This window comes from Saccharopolyspora phatthalungensis (assembly GCF_014203395.1).
In the GTDB taxonomy this organism is placed as follows: Bacteria; Actinomycetota; Actinomycetes; order Mycobacteriales; family Pseudonocardiaceae; genus Saccharopolyspora; species Saccharopolyspora phatthalungensis.
Genome location: NZ_JACHIW010000002.1, coordinates 1688878 through 1714941, shown reverse-complemented (window position 1 = coordinate 1714941; position 26064 = coordinate 1688878). Strand labels below are relative to the sequence as shown.

Here is a 26064-nt window from a genome sequence, read left to right as displayed (position 1 = left end):
GTCGGCATGGTTCACCCGTTCGCCGGATAACCGGGGATGCCCGGTTCGCGATGATTATTCGGTGGGGTAGCGCAGGGCTGCCCTGTTTTTCGAAGTGAGGATCTATGCGGTGGTTAACCCCTGCTCTGGTGGGCGAGCGTTTGGTGTCGGCGTGCGGTAGCGGTTCGGCGAGTCAGGGACCGACGGCGCAGCAGGTGGTCGAGCAGTTCCAGCGGGACGGGCTTTCGGTGCCGAACCCTCGGGACGATACGGCGCAGAACTGCGCGTCGCTCGGATGCGTGCAGCTGGTGGCGACCGACACGGTGTCCGTGGTGTCGTTCGCGGACGAGTCGGCGGCATCGACGTTCGCGCGCAAGCTTGGGGATAACGCGCACCAGGCGGGGGCGATCGTGCTGCGGTACGACGCAGCCGAGACCCCGGAGGATGTCCGGCTGAAGTTCCAATCGTCGCTGGCGAGGATGGCACATTGATCGCTGGCGGTGACGGCGCATTGATCGCGTGGCTGATCCACTACAAGGACATCTTCACCATCTTGTTCACGGCCCTGTCCGCCGGCGTCGCAATCGTCGCGGCAGGGACCTCCCAACATCAGTTCCGCCTTACCCAGCAACGAGATCGTCAGCAGTTAGCTGCCAAAGTCGCGCTCTGGTACGAGAACGACGTGCCGAAGTACGTCAACACCAGCGGTCTACCGATTTGGTCGGTTGCAGTGTTGTTCGACGGGCGAAGTCAGCTTGCGGAGCGGGGGTGCTGGCCGCCTGCACCCGAACCGATCGACGCCCGCAGCTTGTTGGGCGCCGACGCCGACACGCTGTGGCGAGAGGCCATCAGCGACACCGCGGACCGCATGAAGCAAGGACACTTCGACGATGAGTCGGAAAGAGGCGCCGACGTGAGGTTCCCGCTGGGGATCGTCTTCACCGACGGCGACAACCGGCGTTGGCGCCGCGACTTCAATGGGATTCTTACCGAGATCGAGGGCCCACACTGGCTGTGCGCGCGAATCTGCAGCGCCGGTCGACTGCTGCGACGTGTGGTCACCTGGCGTGAGAAATGAGAAAACCCCCGGGCCAATCCGGCTCGGGGGCTCTCGCCGGCCCGGGGCTGCCCAGCGGCAGACAGTCCTTGCCGGTCAGACTTCCCGCGATGGCAAGGAGATCGACCAAGTAGCCGAACGGCTACCGCCGTTCTCAACGCCCGAGCTAAACCCATGGGTGATCGTCGCTGCCCCCGGAAACTCCGACATCGTTTTGTGTGCCTCCTTTCGAGGGAATCGCGCTTAGGTACGGGAGTATTTCGGGGCAGACAACAAAGGTTTCCAGGCAAACCTGTCGCCGTACTGCCCATTCTGCCGTCCGCCTTGATCAACATTATGGGTGCAATGCCCGACGGGAACCGGTGGGCCGATGAGAAGGCAGGGAAGTATGAAGCGGTTGACGGTCGCGCTTTTGGCTGGCGTTCTGGCGATTGGTGGTGCGGCGACGGCGAGCGCAACTCAAGTCGAGGCCGGGGTACGGACAAGCCTCGATTCGCAGTGGGTGCCGGAGGCAATCAAGGCGCCGGCCAGCAACAAGCGTATCGCCACCTACCGCGGCGATGGCGTGCAGATTTACGGCTGCCTCAACGGGGCCTGGACGTTCATCCAACCCGCAGCGACGCTGAGCGACTACTACGGCACATCGGTGGCGATCCACTTCGCCGGCCCAGCCTATCCTCGCTGGGAATCCACAAAGGATGGTTCCTTGGTCGGTGCGCAAAAGATCGCCTCGGCGGACAAGCCGGGCGCGGTGCCGCAGTTGCTGTTGAAAGCGACCGAGAACAACGGCGGCCGGGGCACGCAGTTCGGCGAGGTCACCTACGTTCAGCGGCTGAACACCCGCGGCGGTCTTGCTCCCGCCGGGAAGTGCAACGAAGGCGCACGGGCCAGCGTTTCCTACACCGCCGATTACGTGTTCTGGGGCGCCCAGTGAGCTGAAGGGGCGTTCGTCGCCAGATATGCCGCACGAGGATGGAGCTGATCCGCTGTGCGAGAAGGCATATCGACCCGATGCCGGGCACCGGGACCACCCGCAACGTCCAACGACTTACTCGGGGGCTCCGGCGCAGCAACGCGCCGGAGCCCCTGGCGGGTCAAAAGCGCCTACCTGGAAATGAAATCCACCAATTTTAACGGGCCCGGTAGGCAACGCCCGGACGGTTCAGCGGTTGACGATCTGGGAGATCAGGATGTCTCTGGTCTCGGTGAGGTGGGTCTCGACCGCACTGGAGGCTCTGGCCTCGTCGCCCGCGAGGACCGCGTCGTGGATCGCGCGCTGTACTTCTAGGACCTCGGCGAGGCTGCGGGTCCTGGTGGTGGAGAGTCGCCGTGCGGCGGGAATGGAAACAACGGCCGCAACGCTGTCCTGGGCCCTGTATCTCCTCGCCCGCCATCCGGAGACGGAACGGCGCCTGCACGCCGAGACCGATGCCGTCCTGGCCGGGCTCCGCCCACCGATGAGCATCTGCCGAAGCTGGACTTCACCGGCCGCGTGATCAGCGACGCATGTACCCGCCTGCCTGGCTGCTGACCCGGACGGTGACCCAAGACACCGAACTCGGTGGCAAGCCGCTGCTCGCGGGCACCACGATCGCCTTTAGCCCCTACCTGATCCACCACCGCCGCGACCTCTACCCCGAGCCTGACCGGTTTGACCCCGACCGCTGGCTGAACCCTCCAGACCGCAGCGCCTACCTACCGTTCGGCGGCAGCGCGCGCAAGTGCATTGGCGATCGTTTCTGTGAAGACCTGCCGCAGCCGTGCGAGCACTGAACGGTAGGCAATGGCAGCGTCGACATGTGCGGTGTCGCACGGGCCCGCTGACCCGGCGCGAAAGCGCAGGTCGGCGGGCCTTTTTGCATCCCGTAGTGGCTTCGGCGACCGAGAAACCCAACTGGGGTGGCCAGCCGCCCCACTGCCGGCCTAATGGCACGATGGTCATTTCGGGGTGGTTCGTGTGTGAGCTGATTGGGTGATTGCGCGTGTCTGTGCTGGTGCCGGAGGAGGTGAGACGGCTTTTTCAGGTGTTGACGGGTGAGGATATGACGGATGCGGATGAGGATGCGTTGTTCGCGGTGGCGGAGCGGTTGGAGTCGGGTGCGGCAACGGTGGAGGTGTTGGCACCGGCGGTGGGGGAGGTGATGGGGCAGGTACGGGGTGAGTTTTCGGGCAAGGCGGCGGATCGGTTTGCGGAGCGGTTGGCTGGGTTTGGTCCGGTGTTGGAGGCGGGTGGTGTGGGGTTGCGGGAGTTGGCGGGGTTTGTGCGGAATCTGGCGTTGCAGGTGCAGTATTTGAAGTTTGTGACGGTCGGGGGCCTGCTTCTGTTGTGGGCGGAGGTGGCGTGGGCGGTGTCGATGGCGGGGGTGACGGCGGGGGCGAGTATGGCGTGGTTGGCGGCGCGGTTTGCGGTGATGCGGTTTTTGTTGTCGCGGTGGTGGGGGCAGTTGTTCATGCGGTTGGCGGTGGCGCAGGTGGTGGGGATCGGGTTGCAGGTGGTGATGGATGTGGGTGCGCAGGGGGTGCAGTTCGCGTTGGGGACGCGGAAGAAGTGGGATGGCCAGCTGACCGGGATGGCGGTGGGGGTGGGGGCGTTCAGTGCGTTGTTGGCGGTGCCGCTGTCGGCGTTGGGCAATGTGGTGGGTAATGCGGTGACGAAGGTGTTGGTGCGTGGTCTGGGTGATGAGATCGATGTTGAGGTGTTGGCGGCGGCGGCGAAGCATGCGGTGGAGGAGCACGCGGAGCTGTATCCGGCCTCGTCGATGGCGCGTTTTGCTGATGTGGTGTCAAAGAATATTGAGGATTACGCGGGGATGTCGGTGCGGGCGATGTGGGCGGCGCGGTTCGGTCATGGGCTGGGGGAGTCGCTGGAAGAGGGCCTGACCGAGATGTTGGGCGAGGCGGGGTATGGGGCGTTGAGTGGTCAGGGGGCGCAGTGGAATCCGTTCTCGTTCACGGCGGGGTTGTCGGAGGCGGTGGGTTCGGGTATCGGGAACCTGGCGGGTCTGGCGTTGCGGGGTCAGTTGATTCCGGCGGGCCGGGCCCAGGATGCCGCTGGCGGAGAGAAGGAGTCCGGCAGCGCCGACACCGACACGGATGTGGAGACGTCCGAGGACGCGAAGGTGGACCCCGGTTCGCAGCCGAGGGAATTCGGCTCTCCAAAGGAGCTGTCCACTAGGGACCTCGCGGAGTCGGTGCCGGGTTCCACAACGGTGGCGACTGACCTGAAATCGGCTCTGGGACCGGTGGTCAAAGGTATTCCGGTGACGTCGGGCTTCCTGCCCGTCGACCTCGGCGTGGATGCCGCTGCCACGATGGGGCTGGATCCCAAGGCCGGCGCGCGTGAGACGCCGAATTACACCGCGCCGACGTCGTGGCACGCGGACGATGAAAATGCCCCGGGTGCGCCGTGGGATCTGGACAGGCCGGTCACACCGCCGCCATCGTACAGCCGGGTAACTGGTGATAACCACGCGGGTGCTTGGTCGTCTGCCGTGGCCGCTACGGGTGTGTCGGCGGAGCGGTCGGCGGGTTCTGAAATTGTCGCCAAGATAGGGGATTCCTCGGCCGATTTGCCGCCAAACGATGGCCATCCCGGCGTCGACACGCCCAGGGCGAACGGCCACAAAAATGTGGACGATGCGCGGCTGGTGGAGCCATTGGCCCGACTGGACGACGTTTCGTGGGAGAGCTCGTCGTTCCCGGATGTCGCCGAGGTGTCCGATCTGCCTTCGGATGTCGCGATGTCGAGGAATTCCCAAGCGGCAGCGGCGCTTCCGGGTGCCGACGCCTGGTCCACGTTGCCGGGACAGGAGTCCGCGTGGGATGGAATGACTGTTCTTGGTGTTCCTGCGGGTAGGGATTCGGCTGCGGAGAATTCGGATGCGGTTGGCGTGGGCGATAGCACGCCGCACTCGTCGGTGTTGCCGGGTTCGTCAGGGGTGGTGTCGCCGGTTGGTCCGGTGGGGTTGCCTGCGGGTGCGGTTCGGGTGACGGTGCCGGTGGATGTGGTTGCTGATGGTGGGGTTGCGGAGTTCGTGCGTGGTCGGGTGAGGGATGTGGGTGTGGGTCCGGTGGTGTTGGTGTCAGGAGTCGGTTCGAGTCCTGGTGTGGTGGTGTCGTCGGGTCAGGCGTCGGAGGTGGCGCGGGTTCTGGGGCGTGATGTTGTCGCGATGATGCCGGGGCGTGGTGAGCGTGGTCCGCGGTGGATGCGGTTTTCTTCTAATGGGTCTCGTCCTCGTCCAGTGGCGGATGCGATCGGGTCGGATTCGGGGTTGGCGGCGAAGGTTGATGAAGTAGGTCGTAAAAAGGCGGTGCGGTTTTCTCGGGAACTGGCGGCCAGGCTGGGCACGCAAGGGTCGGGGTTGAGAATCCATGCCGGAGCGGGCTCGCCTTCCCAGACCGAGGTTCCGGCGTTCGGGTCGGGCAGCGGTCAGATCGGCGAGGTGACCGCCGAGCCAGCGGATGATCCGGCGTGGGCGGTTTTGGCGCCGGTGAGAGACTTCCTGATTTCGTCGGACTTTGTGGGCACCGCTGCTCGGGATTCGATCGCAGACAGTGCTGCACCGTCGCCGGCGGAGTCCGGTTTTGCGGCCGCGAATCCGGGGCCGGAGGCGCTAGACGTGGCCGAGCGGCCTGATAGTGCGACGCGATTACAGGAGTTGGGGCGCGTGGAGGCGCGTCGTGCCCGTGACGCGGGGGAGCCCCACAGCGGTGCGACGTTGGGGGAGAAGTTCGGACGTAGCAAGTCGTGGGGCCAGCAGCGGCTTGCGGAGATCAGGACTGAGGGTGGTGCGACCCGACGGGCATTCCGGGTGCGGGAGCGGGAGGACGCGCGGTTGGAGGCGCGTCGTGCTCGGGACGCGGGCGAGCCTTATACGGGTGCGGCGTTGGGCGAGAGGTTCGGAAAGAGCACCGCTTGGGGTCTGCATCGGCTTCGTGAGATAGCGGATGAGGCGAGTGGTGCTGCCGGTGGTGCTTCGGGTTCCGAGGGCAGTCTGTCGACGGAAGGTGCCCCTTCAGCGGATGCGGCTGTGGCGCGGTGGACGGAGTCGGATCTGCGTAGGGAGGTTGAGTGGGCGCGGTCGGTGGGTGGGCCCCGTGACGCTGCGGTGCGGATTGTGCAGGGGACTCATGATGTGGTGACGTTGGCGCGTGATGGCGCGGATGTGTCGTTGGATGATGTGGTGGCTTTGGTGGCGGTGAAGGTTGCTGAGGTGGGTCGTGATGGGGCGGTGCGGTTTTCGCGGGAGTTGGCGGCCAGGCTGGATGCGCAAGGGACAGGGTTGGGCGTTCGTGCTGGTGCGGGGCCGGATCCGCAGGCGGATGCCTCGGTGTCCGAGGGGTCTGCTCCCGCTGAGTCGGCGGGTGTTCCGATGACGTGGGGTTTTGATCCGGACGTCGATGCCGTGTTTGATTCGATGGATTTTGGGGGATGGTCCTCGGGGGTCAGGGGGACGGGTTCGGCCGGTGCGGGCGGTGGCCGTAAGCGGCGTCGTGGCGATGGTTCTGGTTCGGTCGATGAGGGTGCGGCGCGCAGGCCTGTGGGGCCGCAGCCGAACTTCCCGGTTTCGCCGGAAATTGGGGACACCGGTGCGAGCTTGGCGGGGTCGCACGAGAACGCGCGGGTGGAGGCGCATCGTGCTCGGTACACGGGTACGCACCGTAGGGGTGCGGCGTTAGGGAAGAAGTTCGGGAAGAGCGCGACGTGGGGTATGGCACGGCTTAGGGAGATTGGTGGTGAGGGTGGTGGGCGCTCACGGGCTTTGCGGGAGGGGGAACAAAAGCGGGCGGACGTGCGGGAGGCGGCGCGGGTGGAGGCGCGTCGTGCTCGGGATGCGGGTGAGCCTTACACCGGGGCTGTGTTGGGGGAAAAGTTCGGCATGAGCGAGTCGTGGGGTTCGGAGCGGCTTGTGGAGATCAGGACCGAGGGAGGCGCGACCCGGTCGGCTTTGCTGGAGCAGGAGGGGGAGCGGGTGCGGGAGGCGGCGCGGGTGGAGGCGCGTCGTGCTCGGGATGCGGGTGAGCCTTATACGGGTGCGGCGTTGGGGGAGAAGTTCGGAATGAGTAAGGAGTGGGGTAAGGCTCGGAATGCGGAGATCAACGTTGGGGATGGGACCGCGCGGGTCTTGCGGGAAAGGGAGCAGGAGCGGGCGAACGTGCGGGAGGCGGCGCGGGTGGAGGCGCGTCGTGCTCGGGATGCGGGCGAGCCTTACACGGGTGCTGAGTTGGGGGCGAAGTTCGGAAAGAGCAAGGCGTGGGGTCTGGAGCGGCTTGTGGAAATCAGGGACGAGGGTGGCGCGACTCGGTCGGCTGTGCGGCAGCAAGAGCTGGAGCGGGTGCGGGAGGCGGCGCGGGTGGAGGCGCGTCGTGCTCGGGACGAGGGCGAGCCCGACACCGCTTTGACCGAGCCGGTCGTGCGGGAACGGGACCAGGAGCGGGCGAACGTGTGGGAGGAGGCGCGTGAGGCGGCGCGTGCGGAGGCGCGTCGTGCTCGGGACGCGGGTGAGCCTTACACGGGTGCGGAGTTGGGGGCGAAGTTCGAAAAGGGCGAGACGTGGGGTTTGGAACGGCTTGCGGAAATCAGGGCTGAGGGTGGTGCGACTCGGTCGACTGTGCGGCGGCAAGAGGTGGATCGGGCGTGGGAGGCGGTGCGTGTGGAGGCGCGGCGTGCTCGGGATGCGGGTGAGCCTTATACGGGTGCGGCGTTGGGGAAGAAGTTCGGAAAGAGCGTTGCGTGGGGTAAGGCCCGGCTTGCGGAAATCAAGGCCGAGGGTGGTGCGACTCAGTCGGCTGTGCGGCAGCAAGAGATGGATCGGGTGCGGGAGGCGGCGCGTGCGGAGGCGCGTCGTGCTCGGGATGCGGGTGAGCCTTATACGGGTGCTGCGTTGGGGAAGAAGTTCGGAAAGAGCAAGCCGTGGGGTACGGCCCGGCTTGCGGAACTCAATGCTGAAGATGGGAACGCGTGGGCCTTGGGGGAAGGGGGGCAGGAGCGGGAGGCGGCGCGGGTGGAGGCCCGTCGTGCTCGTGACGTCGGCGAGCCCTACAGCGCTGCGAGGTTGGGCGAGAGGTTCGGAATGAGCGCGGCGTGGGGGCAGGCGCGGCTTGCGGAGATCAAGGATGAGGGCGGTGTGACCCGGTCGGCTTTGCAAGAGCAGGAGGGCAAGCGGGTGCGGGAGGAGGCGCGTGCGGAGGCGCGTCGTGCCCGGGACGTCGGCGAGCCCTACACCGCCAAGGTACTGGGCGAGAAGTTCGGAATGAGCACGGGGTGGGGGCAGCAGCGGCTTGCGGAGATCAGAGGGGAGGGTGGTGTGACCCGGTCGGCTGTGCGAGGGCGGGAGGGCAAGCGGGTGCGGGAGGAGGCGCGTGCGGAGGCGCGTCGTGCTCGTGAAGCTGGCGAGCCGCACAGCGGTGCGACGTTGGGGGCGAAGTTTGGAAGGAGCGCGGACTGGGGTTCGCGGCGGCTTGCGGAAATCAGGGCCGAGGGTGGCGGGGGACGGCCGGATTCGCGGGCCGAGGCGCCGGTTTTGCAGGAGTCTGCGGACAGCGGTCAAGTCGGCGGTGCGGTGACCGAGTCGGAGGACGATCTGTGGTCGTTGGATTTCGATGCGGCTTTAGAGTCTTGGTGGGGCTCGCCGGCCGGTGCGGGATGGCCGTGGGGTGATGATGTGCCGCAGGCGGCGTCGGAGGACGCGGATTTGTTGGCGGTTGCTGGGAGCAATGGCCGTAACCTGGGTCGTGATGAGGGTTCGGGCGACGAGGGTGCCGAGCGCGGACCCGTGGGGCCCGCCGACGATGTGGTGGATCCGGGACTTGAAGCGGAAAATGCGGCCGAGATGGCTGATCTTGCCGAGCTGGGTAGCGCGGAGCTGCTGAACGAGGCGGCGCGTGCGGAGGCGCGGGCCCGTGATGGTGTGCCGACCGAAGCGGTCCCCTCGGCGGAATTACTCGATGCGGAGTGGATGGAGTCGGGCCCGGAGGTGAGCTTCCCGATTGTGCCGGAACTTGTGGACATCGGTGTCGTCGATGGGGGCTCGCCGGGAGTGGAGTCGTGGTCGTGGGACGTTCATGGTGCTGCTCCGGATGTGGGGGCTCTGGGGTCGGGTTCCGGTCATCTGAATCCGGATGAATCCGGTTTGCCGGATCTCGGTGCGGAGGCACCTGGTCGTGATGGCGTGCCTAATAGCGCGGAGTTGCGGGAGGCGGCGCGTGTGGAGGCGCGTCGTGCTCGGGATGCGGGTGAGCCCTATACCGCCGTGGTGTTGGGGCAGAAGTTCGGGATGACCCGATCATGGGGCAAGTCGCGGCTCGCGGAGATCAGGGGTGAGGGTGGTGTGACCCGGTCGGTTTTGCAGGAGCGGGTTCGGGAGGCGGCGCGTGCCGAGGCGCGTCGTGCCCGGGATGCGGGTGAACCTTATACCGGTGCGGCTCTGGGCCGTAAGTTCGGAAAGAGCGCAATGTGGGGTAGCTCCCAGCTTGCGGAGATCGGTGGTACGGGTGGTGCGATGCCGCGGGTTTTCCTGGAGCAGAAGGTGGAGCGGGTTCGGGAGGCGGCGCGTGCCGAGGCGCGTCGTGCCCGGGATGCGGGTGAACCTTATAGCGGTGTGGCGTTGGGGAAGAAGTTCGGAAAGGGCGAATCGTGGGGTAAGTCGAGGCTTGCGGAACTCAAGGATGAGGGTGTTGGAAGACGGCGTCCCTTGCGGGAAGACGAGCGGGAGTTGGCGAAGGTGCGGGAGGCGGCGCGGGTGGAGGCGCGTCGTGCCCGTGATGCGGGTGAGCCCTACACCGGTGCGGCGCTGGGGAAGAAGTTCGGGAAGAGCGCAGCGTGGGGCGTGGAGCGGCTTCGGGAGATCAAGAATGAGGTGGGTGGTTCTGTGGGGGCGGATTCGGGTTATCTGAATCCGGATGACTTGGGATTGTTGGATCTTGCTGCCGACGCTGGTCGTGATGCCGGAGCAATGGATTCGATTGCTGCCGGTGCTGCGTCGTTGCCGGCGGATCTCGATGATCCGGATGCGCAGCCGCCCCGGGAAGTGGCGGGTGCGGCCAAGTTGCCTGGTAGTACGGGGTTGCGGGAGCAGGCGCGGGCGGAGGCTCGTCGTGCCCGTGACGCGGGTGAGCCCTATAGCGGGTCGGCGTTGGCGCGGAAGTTTGGCAAGAGCAATTGGTGGGGGCGGGCGCGGCTTGCGGAAATCAAGGATGAGGGTGGTGTGACCCGGCCAGTTTTGCAGGAGCAGGAAGAGGAGCGGGTGCGGGAGGCGGGGCGTGCCGAGGCTCGTCGTGCTCGTGACGCGGGTGAGCCCTATACCCGTGTGGAGTTGGGGCGGAAGTTTGGCAAGAGCAATTGGTGGGGGCGGGCGCGGCTTCGGGAGATCAGAGATGAGGGGGGTGGTTCTGCTGATGCGGCATCGGGGTCTGGGGGTGGCGTGCCGGTGCAGCGTGTCTCGTCGGTGGGCGTGGATGCGGATGCGGTTGAGTGGTCGCAGGCGGAGTCGGTCAGTGTGGCTGGGCAGGCCGCGCCGGATCTGCTTGGGTTTTGGGATGTTGGCGATGTGCCGGGAGTGGGCGACCTGGATCTGGGGGCGGGTTCCGGTTATCTGAATCCGGAGGTCTTGGATCTTGCCGCGGATGTGACTGGACGTGGTTCAGGAGTAATGGATTCGATCGGTGCAGACGCCGCGTCGTTGCCGGCGGACGTCGGTGACGCGGAGCCGACTCGGGAAGTGGTGGATGCGGCCGAGTTGCCTGGTAGTGCGGGGTTGCGGGAGGCGGCGCGTGCCGAGGCGCGTCGTGCTTGGGGTGGGGGTAAGCCCTATAGCGGTGTGGCGTTGGGGCAGAAGTTCGGAAAGAGCGCGGCATGGGGTAAGGCGCGGCTTGCGGAACTCAAGGGCGAGGGTGTTGGAAAACGGCGTCCCTTGCGGGAAGAGGAGCGGGAGTTGGCGAAGGTGCGCGAGGTGGCGCGGGTGGAGGCGCGTCGTGCTCGGGATGCGGGCGAGCCCTATACCGCTGCGGCGCTGGGGCAGAAGTTCGGAAAGAGCGAATCGTGGGGGAACCGGTTACTTGCGGAAATCAGGACGGACGGTGATGCGAGCTGGCCGGTCGTGCGAGATCGAGAGGGAGAGAGGTTGCGGGAGGTGGCGCGGGTGGAGGCGCGTCGTGCTCGGGACGCGGGTGAGCCCTATACCGCTGCGGCGCTGGGGCAGAAGTTCGGAAAGAGTGGTTCGTGGGGGCACCGGCTGCTTGCGGAAATCAGGACTGAGGCTGGTGCGACCCAATCGATTTCGCGGGGCCGGAAGCGGGGGCGGCATCGGAATGCTGAGGTCAATAAGGTGGGTCGTTCAGCTGGTGCCGCTTCGGGTTCCGCGACTGAGGTGTTGGTGGAGGGTTTCTCTACGGTGGATGGGGTGGCGGTTGAGTGGTCGCAGTTGGAGGTTGAGTCGGTTGGTGTGGCGGGGTGGACTGAGTCGGCTCTGCTTAGGGAGATTGAGTGGGCTCGGCTGATGGATGCACCGCGGGATGTGGCGGTGGGGATCGTGCAGGGGACTCATGATGTGGTGGCGTTGGCGCGGGATGGCGCGGATGTGTCGTTCGATGATGTGGTGGCTTTGGTGGCGGTGAAGATTGATGAGGTGGGTCCTGATGAGGCGGTGCGGTTTTCCCGGGAGCTGGCGGCCAGGCTGGACACGCCAAGGGACGGGGCTGGGCGGTAGTGCCGGGGCGCAGGGCACCGGGTCCATAGGACGTCCCGATTTTGCCTAAACCTGTGAATCCCTTGGGTCCCGGCGTTGGTCAGTCCCCGAGAACGTCGAACTCGTCGTAACAGCGACGGATGCTCGTCCCATGGACGCGCACGTCCGTGCCGTAGACGTGCAGGGAGATGACGAGGTCGTCGCTGCCGTTGCGCACCAGGTGAATGTCTCCGGGCGGGGCGAGGTGAGCGACCGTGCCAGCCGGGTTGACCATGGTAGCCACGGGTGCCAGGGCTCGGCGTCCACCAGCGGAGGGGACCAGCTGATAGGTGGTCTCAACCTCCTCGCCCAGGTAGGTACCGACGACGCACCAAGTGGTGTGATCGTGGATTGGCGTGCTCTGCCCGGGCAGCCACACCAGGGCTACGAGCGAAAAACGGCCATCTGGTGCGACATGCAGCACGTGCTGTTTATAGGCGTGCGGGTCCGGCTCCAGGTGGCGGACGTCCACCAAGTCCTTGAAGTCCAGGAACGGAGCGAGGACCTCGGCGACGCGGCGAGAGGTGTGCTCGGGCGGTTCGTCCGAGGGGGCAGACCTCAGTGCGCGGTCGATTGCCCGGACGAGTTCGGCCGTGCCAGGTGAACCCGTGGTGTTGGGATGGTCGAATCCGTCTGGCAGCAAAGTAGAACCCACTTTCGCGAGCGTTGGTCAGGGCGCGGTGGTAGCGGCTCGGTGCTCGGTTATCTGCGCGGCGATCTCCGCCGCGCGGTTTGCCGACCGCACCGCGTCGCGGGGGACGGTGAACGCCGGCCGGTTGAGTTCCAGCCGGTGGTCGCGGGCGTATCTCGCGCGCCCGCCTCCGGTGACGTTGAGCAGAATCGTTCCTTCCGGGTCGACGCGTCCCGTGCGCAATGCCTCGCGCAGCGCCGCCAGGGCGACACCCGCGGGCGGCTCGATGTCGATGCCCTCAAGTTCGAGGAAGGCGTTCATCGCGGCCTGGGCTGATCGCGCGTCGGCAACGATCACGTCACCGCGGCTCTCCACCAGCGCCGCACGCAGACCGCCGATTACCTCGTATGGAGGGCGTCGATTGGTCAGCTCTGGCGCGAAAGCCCGACGCGCAGAAGCGCAATCGTCTGAGTCGTCCGCGTCGGCCGCGTTCCATGGCAGGCGTCCGGTGTGCCAAGCCTCGTGCACCGGCGCGAAGTCCGCGTTCTGGGCCAGCACGAGGCGCGGTTGCCGCACGTCGTCGCCATGAATTCGGCGGAGCCGTACTGCGGCTTCGTGGGCCGCGATCGCACCCGCCCCGCTGCCGATCGCCTGGACGTAGGTGGCGGGAAGTGCCTGAAGTTCTTCCCACGCCGCCAGCATCACCGTGCCCAGTCCGTCGCGTCGCCCGACGTTGCGCGTCCCGCCCTCGGCGTGAAAACCCGGTTGCTGCGCCAGCATTTCCGCCAGCGCGATGGCATCGGCATACTCGCCCTGCTCGACGGCGATGACGCGCACCGCATCCGTGTAGGGAGTCTGGGAATGCAGTCGTGTGAGAGCGCCATCGGGCACGACAATCACTGCCGGGACGTCGAGTCGCGAACACAATTCCGCGAAAGCGGCGGCAGTGTTGCCCGCGGAAGCCACCACGAGCGTGCCGAAATTGTCGGGAATGCGCCCTAGAACGGTGGCGGCTTCCAGTTCCTTGAACGAACCAGTGATCAGGCTCGCATTGCGCTCGGGCCAGTAGCCGTTGAAGGCGATGCGCAGGTCTTTCACGCCCAGGGCGGCGCCAAGCCGTTCGCTGCGGTAGATCACGGTCCGCCCGGCGTGTCGAATCATGCGGCGCACCGGTAGCCAACGGTGGTAACGGAACGCGCCGGTTGCCTGGTCATCCGGCGCGAACGTTGCCGCGTGGTACTCGGTTCGCAGCAGGCCGGGTGCGTGCGCTTCGGGGCAGTCCAGCAGTAAGCCATCGTCCGGAAAACGTCGTTCGCAGACTGAGCAGACCAGGAAGTGACGAACATTATCCGAACAGTTGGCAGGCAATGGGAAGACCGTCTCGTTGTTGGGCCGAAGTTGTGCGGATGAGCCTAGATGCCGACAGGCTGCACAACACCGAACGACACAATCTATGTGTACTGCTCACGAATGTCTGCCTGATCGGGCAGGTTATTGAGAGGTGGGGCATACCCGGCCCGAAGTCGGGCCACTTTCGATCGCCGCTGGCGTCCGGCCCGGTGACCGCGTGGCTGCGCTGGGGCCGACGAGCGTGGCGTGGGCAGTGGTGGACTTCGCGGTACTGAGCATCGGTGCGGTCGTGGTGCCGATCTACCCGACTTCCTCGGAAGTGGCGGCGCTGTAAACGATGGATGTAGGGATTGCTGATGGCTTTCCGGCGCGGTCCGGGTTTGCCCGTTTACGGTCCGGAAGTGTCCATGACGGACTGCGTGGTTTCTTCTGACATTCTCGCTCAACCGCCCCTTCGGGGAACCGACTCGACGTGAAGCAGGAAAGCGGTGTCGACCGTAACAGCGGTTTTCGTCCAACCCGGTCGTGCGCGCAAGCGCCAATCGCCGGATCGGAACTCGCTATCAGCTCCCGCAGCGGGCTTGAGACGCAGCAGACTGTCCCTTGAAATCGTGCGCTAATGGTGGGAGTTGTCCCGGAAGACCCACCACCGAGAAGCGGCGTAGGTGAACAGGGCGACGCAGGTGCCGGCGAGTAGTCTGGCGAGTCGGTAGTCGACTCCCAGTGCGGACAAGCCAGTGGTCACACCCAGCGTCAGCGCGAAGTCGGCGGCGACCACCACCGCGTAGCGGAGGAACTGGCGGCCGACCGGGGCATGTGAACGGAAGTTGACCGTGCGGTTGAGCACGAAGTTCAGCGTGAAGGCGAGCGCGTAGGCCACGGCCACCGAGACCGCCAGTGGCAGCCGGGTCCAGGTGCGCAACGACGCCAGGATGGCGAGGTCGATCGGGAAGGTGAAAGCGCCCAGGATCGCGAAGCCGACGAGGTCGCGGGGGAGGATCCGGCGCAGCCGCGGGGGAAGCCGGTCGACCCAGGAGGTGAGCAGATCCCCGACTCGCTCGGCCGTACGGAGGCCTGACGTGGTCTGCTCGTGCATCTCCACCCATCGCACCAATCATGTGGGCCGCCAACGGAGGGCCAACGCTGCGGCGGCGTCGCGAGCGTTCGCCTCCGCATCTTAAGGGCTCCCGTCGAATTGAACGCACGTTCGAGTGATCGCCAGGCGCGCGAGCGACGGTTGGCGCTGACGCCGTCGCGTTCGGTGACCGACAGGGAACAGCTCACTGTTGTTCAGGTGCTCGCGGGGCGAATAGGTCGGCTCGTTCGGCGACGAATTCCTCGACGGACTGCGCGGGTTCACCGGTGATCTTTTCAATGTCCTGGGTGAATCGGTCGTAGCGGTTCTCGCGGTGCAGGCGGGTCATGGTAGCGATGTGTTCCTGGGTGTGCGGCGGAAGTCCCGCGCGCGAGAGCACCTGGTCGGTCCACGTATCGACCGGGACGTCCACATAGGACACCGGTTTGCCCAGTGCGCGCGAGTATTCTGCGGCGACACCGTTCATGTCCTGGGACCGCGGCCCGGTCAGTTCGCAGACCTTCCCGAGGTGCGGCGTCGGGTTGCGCAGGACGGCCGCGACGACGCGAGCGACGTCCTTCGCCGCCACTGGCGAGGTGCGGCCGGTGCCGAAGGGCAGCCGGATGGTTCCGCTGTCGGCGATGGATTGCGCGGCCAGTGTGGTGAACAGCGGGTTGTCCAGGAAGATCGTGGGTCGCATATGCACCAGCGGAAGGCCGGACCAATTGAGGACCTGCTCGGACAGCCAGTGCAGCCGTTGCTGGTGGGACTCTTCGGTGCTGATCGCGGTCATCTGCGACACCGTCATCTGCGAGATGCTGACCACGGCGTCGAGGGACCCGGTCGCGCTGGCCACCGTCGCCACCGTCGTGGCCGCCTCCAGGTAGTCAGGCGAGACGCTCATGCTGAAGAACATCCGGCGGGAACCGTCCATCGCGGCGGCTACATCGTCGGGGCGGGTAAGGTCACCCACGACAACTTGCGCACCGAGAGTGCGCAGCTCCTGTGCGCGGTGGTCGTCGTGACGCACCAGCGCCCGCACCGGCAGATCGTGCGCGAGCAGAAGTGTGGTGACGGTGCGGCCGACTCCACCGACGCCGCCCCCGGCGCCGGTGACGAGAATGTTTTCGCTGTCTGCCATTGCGGTTCCTTCCTGCGCAGCTCCGGCCACCGTAGAACCGTCGCATTGCAAGAAAAGGGACTTTCGCCCCATGTCTTGCAGCCCCAAGTCGGCGGGGTGGCTCGCATGCCGATGCGCGCCGCCAGTACCCGCTTGTTGCTTACGGGACAGACGTTCGCCATCGTCCCGCCGCGGTGTGTTCTTGTTGTACCTAGGGGTAAACTCGTGTTGTTCAGCCGGTCTGGCTTCGGCGATTTCGACGCCGATGCACGGCTGCCCATGTGGTTGCGTGCGGGGGAGGGGCAATGGCTACTAAACAGCGGAAGGCAGGTACCGAGGGGACGACGGTGAACTTCCCCGGTGTTACGGCGGAGTTCCACCGACCCGATCACGTCATCCCGACGCGAGATGATCTTTCTGGCGCGGCCGAAACCGTTCGGGGGTATCTCCCATCGGGCCAGATGCTGGCCTTCTACGGTGGTCTTGGAGCGCTGACCGCGTTTTCGGTGATCGAGTGGCCGGTGGCTGCGGCGATCGGTGCGGGTGTCGCGCTCGCACAGCGCGCCGGCGGTACGGCGTCGGAGTAATCCGGCTGCACGTGGTCCCCGGAGCGGATAAGCCCCTGGGGACGCTGTTCAGATCGGCGGCTGCCGGGCCGGTGTTGGCTCGTTGTGCATTTACTCGATGACCGCGGTGGCCTCGATCTCGACCAGAATGTCGGGCTCGGCCAGTGCGGCGACGCCGATCCCGGTCAGCGGGGGCAGCAGGGTGACGCCCAGCTTTTCGGCGGCCCGGGCGGCCCCCGCCGTGAACAGGGGCATCTTGTCGGGTGTCCAGTCGACGAGGCTGCTGCGCGGTGCTTGGCTCGACCGGTTGTTGGTCGGCTACGCGGGACCGCCGTCCCTCGTGAGCGACTCAAGGTGCGTTAGATAGGGCGTGAAATCCCAGCCACGGGAACGGACCCACTCGTCGTTCCAGTAGGTGTCGGTGTAGCGCTGTCCGTCGTCGCAAATGAGCGTGACGATGCTTCCGGTCTGCCCGGCCGCGCGCATGCGAGACGCGAGTTCGAGCGCGCCGACGATGTTGGTGCCGGTCGAGGCTCCAACGCGGCGCCCGGTCAGGCGTTCCACGACGCGCATCGCGGCGACCGTCGCGCCGTCGGGCACCACCAGCATCTCGTCGATCACCGACGGCACGAAGGATGGTTCGACCCGGGGCCGGCCGATGCCCTCGATGTTCGAGCCGATGCCGGTGACGTCGCGGCTGCCCTCGCGCCAGGCCCGGTGAAACACCGATCCCTCGGGGTCGACGACCGCTAGGCGGGTGGCCACCTGCCGGTACCGGCAGTACCGGCCGATTGTCGCGCTGGTGCCGCCGGTTCCGGCCCCGACCACGATCCAGGCGGGAACCGGATGCCGTTCCATGGTCAGCTGATCGAAGATCGAGGCGGCGATGTTGTTGTTGCCGCGCCAGTCGGTGACGACGGAAGCCCGGCCGAACTGGTCGAGGTAGTGGTGGCCGGGTAGGGCGCCGAGACGTTCGGCCTCGGCGTAGATCTCGCCCGGGCGGTCCACCAGGTGACAGCTGCCGCCGGAGCGTTCGATCAGCTCCAGCTTGGCACGGCTGGTCGCCCTGGGTACGACGGCCACGAAGTCCAGTCCGAGCATCCGGGCGAACCAGGCTTCCGAGATGGCGGTCGAGCCGCTGGTGGCGTCGACGAGAGTCGTGCCCTCGGTGATGTCGCCGTTGACCAGGCCGTAGAGGAAAAGGGACCGGGCGAGGCGGTGCTTGAGCGAGCCGGTGGGATGCACCGACTCATCCTTGAGATACAGGTCGATGCTCCAGGACGACGGCAGCGGGAACACATGGAGGTGGGTATCGGCGCTGCGGTTGGTGTCGGCCTCGATCTTGCGGATCGCCTCCGCGACCCAGCGCCGGTCCAGACCCGGGTCCAGGACTTGTGCGGCGGCTCCTGCCCGGTCCATTTCGGTCCCCGTCTGCTCGGCTGATCTGGGTCGCTGTCCAGGCTCGACCGCCGCGAGCCATTGGTCAACGGCAAAAATATTCGGAGTCTCATAAGCCAGGCTTATACTGGGTGCCGTGTTGGAGCTGAAACACTTCCGGGTGCTGGCGGCGATCGCGGCAGAGGGCAGCCTCTCGGCCGCGGCGCGCTCCCTCGGGTATTCGCAGCCGGCGGTGACCCAGCAGGTCCAGGGCCTTGAGCGCGCGTTGCGGACTCCTATCGTGGTCCGCTCGAAGGCGCGCGTCGGGCTGACTGACGCTGGTGAGGTGCTGCTTCGCCACGGCGAACAGATCCTCGATCTCGTGGCGCGTGCCGAGTCGGAGGTTGAGGCGGTGGCAGGCTTGCGCGCCGGGCGGGTCCGGCTCGCCTGTTTTCCCAGCGGAGCCTCGATGGTGTTGCCGCGGGCGCTCGGGACGCTGACCGCACGGCATGAGGGGCTGTCGTTCACCCTGACCGAGACCGAGCCCCGGGGCGCCTATGAACTGCTCCGCCGCGGCGAGGTCGACATCGCGGTCGTCTATCACTACGAGATGGCGGGAACCGGCGCGCCGCCGGGCCAGGGCCCGGACGAGACGGCGACACCACTGCTGGAGGAGGCAGTGCACGTCGCGCTGCCGGTCGGCCATTCGGCTGCCGGCGAAGCCGTCGTCGAACTTGCCGATCTGGCCGGCTCCCGCTGGATCGCCGGGTGCCCCGACTGCCGGAGCAACCTGGTCGACGCCTGCCGCGCAGTCGGATTCGACCCGGACATCGCCTTTGAGACCGACGATTACGCCGCCCTGCAGGCGCTGGCCGCGGCCGGCTTGGGCGTGGCCTTGCTGCCCGAGCTGATGCTCGCCGCGGCACGTGCGGAGGCGGGATTGGTGGTGCGACGGCTTCACCCCCGCTCCGTGCGGGTGGTGACGGCGGTGACGACGACCGGGTTGTCGAGGGTTCCCGCCGTCGCCAGGACGATGGCGGCCCTGCGGGAGGCGGCCCGTCTCGTCGAGATCCCGGACCTACGTGAGTGACCGTCCGGGCGATTTCAATGGAAATCAGCGCGTTGATTTCCATTGAGCGTTTTCCATCCTGTTTGGGCTGGTGATGGGGGGTGGACAGAGGGGGTGGGGTGTGAGTGGGCTGGTGAAGGGCCATGATCGTTTGCGGTGGCCATGTGTCAGCGGGTGATTTCCAGGTTGGTCAGCACCAGCAGGGCACGCAGCAGGCGGGTGGCGTGGCGGGTGTGCATGCGTAGCCGGGTGAGAATGCGCCAGTTTTTCAGGTCGGCGAAGCCATGTTCACCGGCGGCGCGTTCGCGGGCGAGGAGTTGGTTGGCCTGTTTCTCGGCGTCGGTGAGGGGCCGGGCGCGGGCGGCACGGCGGCCGATGATGATCACGGGCTGGGTGGGGTCGTCTTCCAGTCCGGTGAATCCCAGGTCGCACATCGCGCCCAGGCCGGCGTCGCGGAGTTTGGTGGTGAGTTTGGCGTGGCGGGCGGTGGTGACCTCCGAGGCCCGGCCCGGGGTCGCGGCCGAGAGCCACAGCAGATTGCCCGCGTCGTCGGTGAGAGCGAGAAACAGCAGCCCGTGGCGTTTGTGTTTGCCGCTGTAGTAGCGCCGGTTGTCGTGACCGCTGCGCCGGTGGGTCGGGATCAGGGTGCCATCCAGCAGGACCACCTCGCCCCCGGTGCGGGCGGTGGTGGCCAGCACCCGGTCCAGGCGCGGGGCGCGGGCGGCCAGCAGGTCGATGACCTCCAGGACCCACCGGCGAATCGTGGAGGCCGAGACGCCGTTGCCCCCGGCCAAATCCAGCAGCCGCTGGTCGTGACGCAGCACCGCCAGCGCGATGATCGCCTGCTTACCCGGGGGTGCCTTGCGCCAGCGGGAACCGATCTTCTTGCGGCGAGCGGAAATCAGGTCACTGACCACCTGAAGCGTGCGGGTGGAGACCGGAAGCTGGACCTGGTAGATAATGGGCGCTGCGCCCTCGGCGAGGTTTTTTTGTGTAGTCACGAACCAATCGAACCCGCCGAGGGCCATCTTTTTCGTCTTCCCCGGCAGTGATCATGATCACCCTGCCGTGGGCCGTGGGGACAGTGTCAGATGATCAATCCCGATGATCATGACTCCGACCAGCCCACTCACACCTCACCACCCACGTCAACGCCCCCTGACCTGCAAGGATCAGGATGGAAAAAGGTCATTGAAATCGCCAACCCTGAAAGCAGCAGCGGTTTACGACAGGTCGGACATGTCCAGCACGAAGCGGTAGCGAACGTCGTTGCGCTCCAGGCGTTCGAGAGTTTCGTTGATGTGCTTGGAAGGCACGATTTCGATGTCGGCGGTGACGTTGTGCTTGGCGCAGAAATCGAGCATGGCGGCGGTCGCGGGTCGGCCGCCGCTGCCCGCGGAGCTGAGTTTCTTTCGCCCTACTAGCAGGTCGGTGGTCTGTACCGTGACGGGGCCAAGGTGCCCGAGGTGGCTGAGTGTTCCGTCCAGGGCGACGAGCCGCAGGTAGGGGTCGATGTCGTGCGGTACGGCAATGGTGTCGATGACGACGTCGAACCGGTCTCGGGATGCGGTCATCTGCTGTTCGTCCGTGGACACGATCAGGTCGTGAGCGCCGAGGCGGCGGGCGTCATCGGCTTTGTCGGTCGATCGACTGATGACCGTGGTGTCGGCGCCGAGTGCGACGGCGAGTTTGACCGCGAGGTGTCCGAGACCGCCGAGTCCGGCCACCGCGACACGGCTACCCGGGCCGACACCGAGTGCCTGAAGTGGCTCCCAGACGGTGATCCCCGCGCACAAAAGAGGAGCCGCGGCTGCGGGATCGAGTCCGGTGGGCAGCGGGTAGGCGAACTGGTCGCGCACGATGTACTCGCGCGAGTAGCCGCCCAGCGTGGTGGATCCGTCGTGGCGGTCGGTGCCGCTGTAGGTCAGGGTCGGAAACTCGTAGCAGAAGTTTTCCTGCCCCTGTCGGCACATGGCGCACGTACCGCAGGAGTCGACGATGTTGCCGACCGCGACGGTGTCGCCGATGGCGAATCGGGCGACCTCGCGCCCGATATCGGTTACCACGCCCGTGAACTCGTGGCCCGGTACCAACGGCGCATCGTCGTTGTCGGTGTGGGCGCGGACGGCGTGTAAGTCGCTATGGCAGACGCCGCAATAGTCCACGCGCACGGCGACGTCGTCGCCCCGTAGTTCCCGGCGTTCGAGCGACACCCGGCGCAGCGTGTTCCCGGCGCGGACGGCTTGCCAGCCCACGGTGGTCCTCATGCTTCCTCCCGAGATAAACAGACTGTTCGGTCTATTTGCAGGCTAGCCGAGGAACGACCGGTCAGGCAAACCGACTGGTCTGTTGTTATCGTGCTCGGCATGGCCGACAAACCGCTGACCTCGCGTGGCGCCGCGACGCGGCAGCGCATCCTGGACGTGGCAACGCGGGAGTTCGCCGAGCACGGGATCGCCGGGGCGCGCGTCGAACGCATCGTGGCCGCGGCCCGCACCAACAAGGCTCAGCTCTACGGCTATTTCGGTAGCAAGGAAGGGTTGTTCGACGCGATCTTCTTCGGCGCTCTGGAGCGGATCATGACCGTCGTCCCGATCGATGCCACCGATCTCGCGGACTGGGCCGTGCGTTTGTACGACGAATACCTCCGCCGCCCAGACCTCATCCGGCTGGCCACCTGGGCGCGCCTGGAACGACGCCCGGCCGGTCACCTCGTTGACGATGCCGATCGTCTCGACGATGCAAAACTGCGCGCCATCGCCGAGGCGCAAGCCGCGGGGATCGTCCGGGCCGGGGACCCGTTCGACCTGATGGCCATGGTGATCGCGATGTCCATGGCATGGTCACCGGTCAGCAACGTCTACGCCGCCACCGACCAAGAACCCCCGGAAATGCACGAACAGCGCCGAACCCTGCTCCGCGACAGCGTCCGACGCGTCGTCACACCAAACTAAGCCGCACGAGGTGATTCTGCCTAACTGCGCGGTTCGCCCCTGCATAGATCACCGCGCAACCCGACGCACGGTCCGGGTTGCCCAGGACCGCACCGTCATTGCCAGCGGTTGAGCGGGCTTGCCGCATGGTGACCAGTTGATCAACTCAAAAGTTTGAACCTTGGCTGGCGCAAAGCGCACCCCGACGGACGGCAACCTGTGTAGCATTCGCCAGCGATACATCCCAACAGCGGTCGGGCATCTGGAGGAGTATGGCGCCCATCTGCCCCCAGCCTCGGCGCTGGAAGTGGTTGACGATGGAAATACGGTCCTGGAAAGGGTGTATCACTTCTTCGTTGTGCTTCCTTGGGCAGCTCTCCTGCGACCAGACGAACCTCCTAGTAGATGGCCAGGTGCTTGACGACCTGACCACTCGTCAAGCGGAACCCGCCTTTCGCGCAGAAACTATTCCATAATCGGAGGAAACGGGTTGTACTCAGCCGAGATCAACCGCACTCAGCGGGCCTGCCTGCTGCTGCTCATCGACCAGTCGTACTCGATGTCCGAGCCTTGGGCGGGCACCGGGATGTCCAAGGCCGATCAGCTGGCCCTTACGGTGAACAAGATCCTGGGCAACGCCGTTCTGCTGTGTAGCAAGGGCGACGACCGGATCTTCGACTACTTCGAAGTCGGTATCATTGGATACGGTATGGACGTCGGGCCCGTGCTGCACGGAACAGACCTCGGTACACCGCTGATCCCCATCGGTGAGGTGGCGCGCAATCCTAAGCGGATGGACCAGCTCACGCAGAAGATTTCCGATGGCGTCGGCGGTTTCTTGGAAGTCCAGACGAACAAGCCGGTGTGGGTCGACCCGCGGTTCAACGGGCAGACGCCGATGGTCAAGGCATTCGGCACGGCTGCTGAGATCATCGATTCCTGGTGTCGTCAGAATCCACGCAGCTTTCCGCCCATCGTCATCAACATCACCGACGGCGTAAGCTCGGACGGCGAACCGACCGATGTGGCCTGGCAGATCCGCGAGACGGCCACCGAGGACGGGAACGTACTGCTGTTCAACGTGCACGTGTCCGGTATGCCGAATCCGCCTGCGGTGATGCCGAATGCCCCGGCGGGGCTTCCGGACGCCTACGCGAAAATGCTGTTCGACATCTCCAGCGAGCTGCCGCCGCAGATGTTGGAAGCCACTGCTGTCGCCGGATACGAGGTCAAACCCGGTGCCCGGGGTTTCGTCTACAACGCCGAGGCCCACATGGTGGTGGATTTCCTCGACATCGGGACCCGAGCGGTGACGCCGACCGGACTCAAGGAACTCACCGACGGACGCGAGTCGTAGGTTGCGGGCAGCCGTGGGAATCCGGATCTGCGCCGTCGCTCAGAGCATGTCGAAGCGTGGTCGCAGCGATGCAGAGAACGAGGACCGCGTGGCCTACGACGTCGGAAGCGGTCGTTTCGCGGTGGCCGACGGCGCATCGACATCGGCGCGGTCCGAGGTGTGGAGCGAAATCCTCGTGAACGCCTTCACCCGCGACGGTGTCGACCCGCTCGCGCCGGACGTGCTGGACCGGCTGCGCCAGGCCTGGTGGAAACAGGTGGCCCGGCCCGGCTTGCCGTGGTGGGCGGTGGAGAAGCTGCCGCAGGGTGCGGCGGCCGCCTTCGTCGGGCTCACGGTTCGCGAAACCGGGTATCGGGTGCGCGCGATCGGTGACTCCTGCCTGTTCCACCTACGAGGAGAAGAGATCCTTCTGGCAGGACCACTGGATAGAGCGGATCGGTTCTCACGTTTCCCCGCATTGATCACCACTCGGCCTCATGCGGCCGCGACCGTCGCCATCTGGGAAGGAGGGGGTAGCTACGACGCCGGTGATGTGTTCGTGCTTGCCACGGACGCGATGGCGAAACACCTCCTGCAAGACTACCAGACGGCAGGACGCCTCCTCCCGGTTGCCAAATACCTCGAAAGTCCCGAGGCTTTTGGCGATTTCGTCGCTCGTGCCAGGGAAAACGGGATGGACAACGACGATACGACAGCGTGCGTGGTGCAGACGTGAAACTACCGACACCCGTTGACTACCAAGAAGCGGTCCAGATCCCCCAGCGGGCGTTCGAGGACGAGATTCTGCAACGTGGAAAGCCGCTGCGCAATGGTCTCGGCCTGCCCAACGCGATCTCAGGCGGGTTCGCGCTGACGTTCAAGATTGAGGTCGGCTCGGAGTGTTTTGCCGTACGTTGCTTCCACAAGGAAGGCAATCACCTCCAGGAACGTTATGCGAGAATCGCCGAGTTCGTCCAGGCGCATGAACGGTTGGGCTTCCTGGTGGACGTCGATTACATCCCCACGGGAATCCGCGTGCGCAACAGCACCCTCCCGATAGTTCGGATGCCTTGGGTCGAGGGAAGACGGCTGGACAGCTGGATCGATAACCACCTCAACGACCCCGATGCGCTCGGCGCCGTCCGGCGACACATCCGCGAAGCTGTTACCGCGCTGCGCCGAGTGGGCGTCGCGCACGGTGACCTCCAGCACGGCAACATCCTGGTGCGGCCGGACCACAACGTGCGGTTCGTCGACTACGACGGAATGTTCCTACCGGCGCTTCGTCCACTCGGCCCATCCGAACAAGGCCACCGCAATTTCCAGCACCCCGATCGCGCAGACCACTACGACGCATCCATCGATCTGTTCGCGACTTTCGTGATCGACCTATCGCTCGAGGCTCTCCAGCACGATCCCGTCCTGTGGGACGAGTTCCACACCGGTGAGAACCTCCTTTTCAGCGGATCGGACTTCGCCAGACCAGAGCAGTCGGGAGTCTTCGCCCGACTCGGCGAGATCGCCCCGCTGGCCGCGCGCTTGCGGCGACTCAGGGAAGCCTGTACGGCCGAGTTCGCGGCAGTGCCCGACATCCTGCGAGGCGTGGGGATTGCCGGGCCGCAGCGCCGAAGCGGCCGAGCGCGCACCAGGACCTACGACTTGCCGCGACCTGTGCCGGCCGCTGAGCGCGACACGCTGCTCGCGTGTCAGGGCGATGAGGTCACCACGTTCGGCCGAATCGTCGATGCGCGCTTGCAGCCGACTGCTTACGGAAAGATGGCCTTCGTCAACCTCGGTGATTGGCGACGCGGAGATTTTACCATCATCGCATTCGACCAAGTCTGTAAAGAACTCTGCCAGGAGTACGGCGCAGATCTGGCTGGCCTGAAGGGACGTTGGGTGTCGATCACCGGCATGGTCACCGCGTACCGGGGCAAGCGATCGTATTGGACCCCGCAGATCGAACTGCGTCGACTGCGCTCCCTTCGCATGCTTGATATGCGACAGGTCGAAGAGTTCGAAGCGGCAGCCAACGGGGCATTCGTCGATGAAACTGATCAGATACACGAACCTCCCGAAGCGCGAGATCTCGGAGGCTCTGACAAACCGACGACGACATCGGCACCAGCCTCGGTGCCCTCCGGCGCGCCGCAGCAAGGCTCGGGTGCATTGCCGGGCAAGCCAGCCGCATCCGGAAGCGGCGCGGACGACCTCCAGCAGCGTCTCGGCAGGCTGTACTCGTCCCCGGGGTTCGCCGCGCAGGTCTCCCCGCATGAGGAGCTGAACTCGACGGGATCGGCAACTAGGTCGCCATGCGGTGGGGCTGACAGACCTCCCCCTGAACTCCCTACGCCACCACAACCTTGGCCAGTTCGCCCCCCGGTGCAGCCAGGCCCAGTTCCCCCGCAGTATCGGGTCTACCGACTGCCGCCTAGCCAGATCTCACCACCACAGCCTTCCGCGCCACCACCGCCACCCCCACCACCACCGCCACCGGTGCCACCCCCACCACCGAATTGGCAGTCGGGATGGTCGGTGCCGTATCGGAATCCCTGGCCGCCGGCAGAGCAGGCGCCGAACCGGATTCGGCAGCTCCTGAAACGCTGGTTCGGTCTGTGAATGATGAATCCTGAACTCGACCGTGCATGCAGGCACTGGTGATGAATGCAAGGCGACCGCCGCGCACCCAGAACGCACACCGTGCCAAGGCCATCCGCCGCAAGCAGTACCGCGCGCTGTCGGAGGTCAGCGCGGCTGACTGAGCCGCGGATTGAGCGATGAGGCACCCGTTCGGCACTGCGGGGTCTCTGATCCGAGCGAGGATGACGTCGAAGAACGCATGCGCCG

Annotated in this window: 21 protein-coding genes; 13 read left to right on the top strand and 8 right to left on the bottom strand. The window is 66.0% G+C overall.

What is annotated here, in order from left to right:
* Positions 1-128: 128 nt before the first annotated feature.
* From BJ970_RS33705 to BJ970_RS33680, 6 genes are all read left to right on the top strand, one after another.
* A complete protein-coding gene (locus tag BJ970_RS33705; RefSeq protein ID WP_184731749.1) occupies positions 129-470 on the top strand; it encodes a hypothetical protein in 342 nt (113 codons plus the stop codon).
* 20 nt (positions 471-490) lie between these two features.
* Entirely contained in the window at positions 491-1057 is a 567-nt protein-coding gene (locus tag BJ970_RS33700) for a hypothetical protein (RefSeq protein ID WP_221468374.1), read from the top strand.
* Positions 1058-1424: 367 nt separating this feature from the next.
* Positions 1425-1970, top strand: a complete 546-nt coding sequence (locus BJ970_RS33695; protein WP_184731745.1) for a DUF3455 domain-containing protein — start codon at positions 1425-1427, stop codon at positions 1968-1970.
* 256 nt (positions 1971-2226) lie between these two features.
* Positions 2227-2532, top strand: coding sequence for a cytochrome P450 (locus tag BJ970_RS40285; RefSeq protein WP_184731743.1), 306 nt, complete (start codon positions 2227-2229; stop codon positions 2530-2532).
* A 10-nt stretch (positions 2533-2542) separates the two neighbouring features.
* The gene (locus BJ970_RS39255; protein ID WP_184731741.1) at positions 2543-2809 is read left to right on the top strand and encodes a cytochrome P450; all 267 of its coding nucleotides are present in this window, start codon (positions 2543-2545) and stop codon (positions 2807-2809) included.
* A 209-nt stretch (positions 2810-3018) separates the two neighbouring features.
* Positions 3019-11742, top strand: a complete 8724-nt coding sequence (locus BJ970_RS33680) for a WXG100-like domain-containing protein (protein ID WP_184731739.1) — start codon at positions 3019-3021, stop codon at positions 11740-11742.
* Between the two features lie 79 nt (positions 11743-11821).
* Here the strand turns inward: BJ970_RS33680 and BJ970_RS33675 are convergent, their stop codons facing one another.
* Both BJ970_RS33675 and BJ970_RS33670 read right to left on the bottom strand, forming a co-directional pair.
* Positions 11822-12415, bottom strand: coding sequence for a cysteine dioxygenase family protein (locus BJ970_RS33675; protein WP_312864595.1), 594 nt, complete (start codon positions 12413-12415; stop codon positions 11822-11824).
* Positions 12416-12430: 15 nt separating this feature from the next.
* A complete protein-coding gene (locus BJ970_RS33670; protein ID WP_184731737.1) occupies positions 12431-13759 on the bottom strand; it encodes a cysteate synthase in 1329 nt (442 codons plus the stop codon).
* Between the two features lie 133 nt (positions 13760-13892).
* Here BJ970_RS33670 and BJ970_RS37400 point away from each other — a divergent pair, with 133 nt between their 5' ends.
* On the top strand, positions 13893-14075 hold the full coding sequence (locus tag BJ970_RS37400) for an AMP-binding protein (RefSeq protein WP_184731735.1): 183 nt from the start codon (positions 13893-13895) through the stop codon (positions 14073-14075).
* A gap of 282 nt (positions 14076-14357) precedes the next feature.
* Here the strand turns inward: BJ970_RS37400 and BJ970_RS33660 are convergent, their stop codons facing one another.
* Together BJ970_RS33660 and BJ970_RS33655 are read right to left on the bottom strand one after the other, a co-directional pair.
* Positions 14358-14837, bottom strand: coding sequence for a GtrA family protein (locus BJ970_RS33660; protein ID WP_184731733.1), 480 nt, complete (start codon positions 14835-14837; stop codon positions 14358-14360).
* Between the two features lie 184 nt (positions 14838-15021).
* Positions 15022-15957 carry an NmrA family NAD(P)-binding protein gene (locus BJ970_RS33655; protein ID WP_184731731.1) on the bottom strand — a complete coding sequence of 312 codons (936 nt, stop codon included), beginning with the start codon at positions 15955-15957 and terminating at the stop codon, positions 15022-15024.
* Between the two features lie 284 nt (positions 15958-16241).
* Between BJ970_RS33655 and BJ970_RS33650 the strand changes: the two genes are divergently transcribed.
* Complete coding sequence (locus BJ970_RS33650) at positions 16242-16523, top strand: hypothetical protein (protein ID WP_184731729.1); 282 nt, start codon at positions 16242-16244, stop codon at positions 16521-16523.
* A gap of 90 nt (positions 16524-16613) precedes the next feature.
* Here BJ970_RS33650 and BJ970_RS33645 read toward each other — a convergent pair whose 3' ends face one another.
* Positions 16614-16757: a RidA family protein gene (locus BJ970_RS33645; protein WP_221468372.1), complete on the bottom strand. Its 144-nt coding sequence runs from the start codon at positions 16755-16757 to the stop codon at positions 16614-16616.
* A 63-nt stretch (positions 16758-16820) separates the two neighbouring features.
* Positions 16821-17921, bottom strand: coding sequence for a PLP-dependent cysteine synthase family protein (locus BJ970_RS33640; RefSeq protein WP_221468371.1), 1101 nt, complete (start codon positions 17919-17921; stop codon positions 16821-16823).
* Between the two features lie 115 nt (positions 17922-18036).
* On the opposite strand from BJ970_RS33640, the gene BJ970_RS33635 reads away from it, so the two are divergent.
* Entirely contained in the window at positions 18037-18969 is a 933-nt protein-coding gene (locus BJ970_RS33635) for a LysR family transcriptional regulator (RefSeq protein ID WP_184731727.1), read from the top strand.
* 146 nt (positions 18970-19115) lie between these two features.
* On the opposite strand, the gene BJ970_RS33630 is transcribed toward BJ970_RS33635, so the two are convergent.
* Positions 19116-19949, bottom strand: a complete 834-nt coding sequence (locus tag BJ970_RS33630; RefSeq protein WP_184731725.1) for a transposase family protein — start codon at positions 19947-19949, stop codon at positions 19116-19118.
* A gap of 222 nt (positions 19950-20171) precedes the next feature.
* Positions 20172-21215 (bottom strand): NAD(P)-dependent alcohol dehydrogenase, encoded by a 1044-nt coding sequence (locus BJ970_RS33625; RefSeq protein WP_184731723.1) that lies wholly within the window; start codon positions 21213-21215, stop codon positions 20172-20174.
* A 99-nt stretch (positions 21216-21314) separates the two neighbouring features.
* Here BJ970_RS33625 and BJ970_RS33620 point away from each other — a divergent pair, with 99 nt between their 5' ends.
* The 4 genes from BJ970_RS33620 to BJ970_RS39250 all read left to right on the top strand — a co-directional run bounded on the left by BJ970_RS33620 (position 21315) and on the right by BJ970_RS39250 (position 25836).
* Complete coding sequence (locus BJ970_RS33620; protein ID WP_184731721.1) at positions 21315-21902, top strand: TetR/AcrR family transcriptional regulator; 588 nt, start codon at positions 21315-21317, stop codon at positions 21900-21902.
* A 469-nt stretch (positions 21903-22371) separates the two neighbouring features.
* Entirely contained in the window at positions 22372-23238 is an 867-nt protein-coding gene (locus BJ970_RS33615) for a vWA domain-containing protein (protein ID WP_184731719.1), read from the top strand.
* 13 nt (positions 23239-23251) lie between these two features.
* Positions 23252-23953, top strand: a complete 702-nt coding sequence (locus BJ970_RS33610; protein ID WP_221468370.1) for a protein phosphatase 2C domain-containing protein — start codon at positions 23252-23254, stop codon at positions 23951-23953.
* A complete protein-coding gene (locus BJ970_RS39250) occupies positions 23935-25836 on the top strand; it encodes a protein kinase family protein (protein WP_184731717.1) in 1902 nt (633 codons plus the stop codon). The genes BJ970_RS33610 and BJ970_RS39250 overlap by 19 nt, the downstream gene beginning before the upstream one ends.
* Positions 25837-26064: the final 228 nt, after the last annotated feature.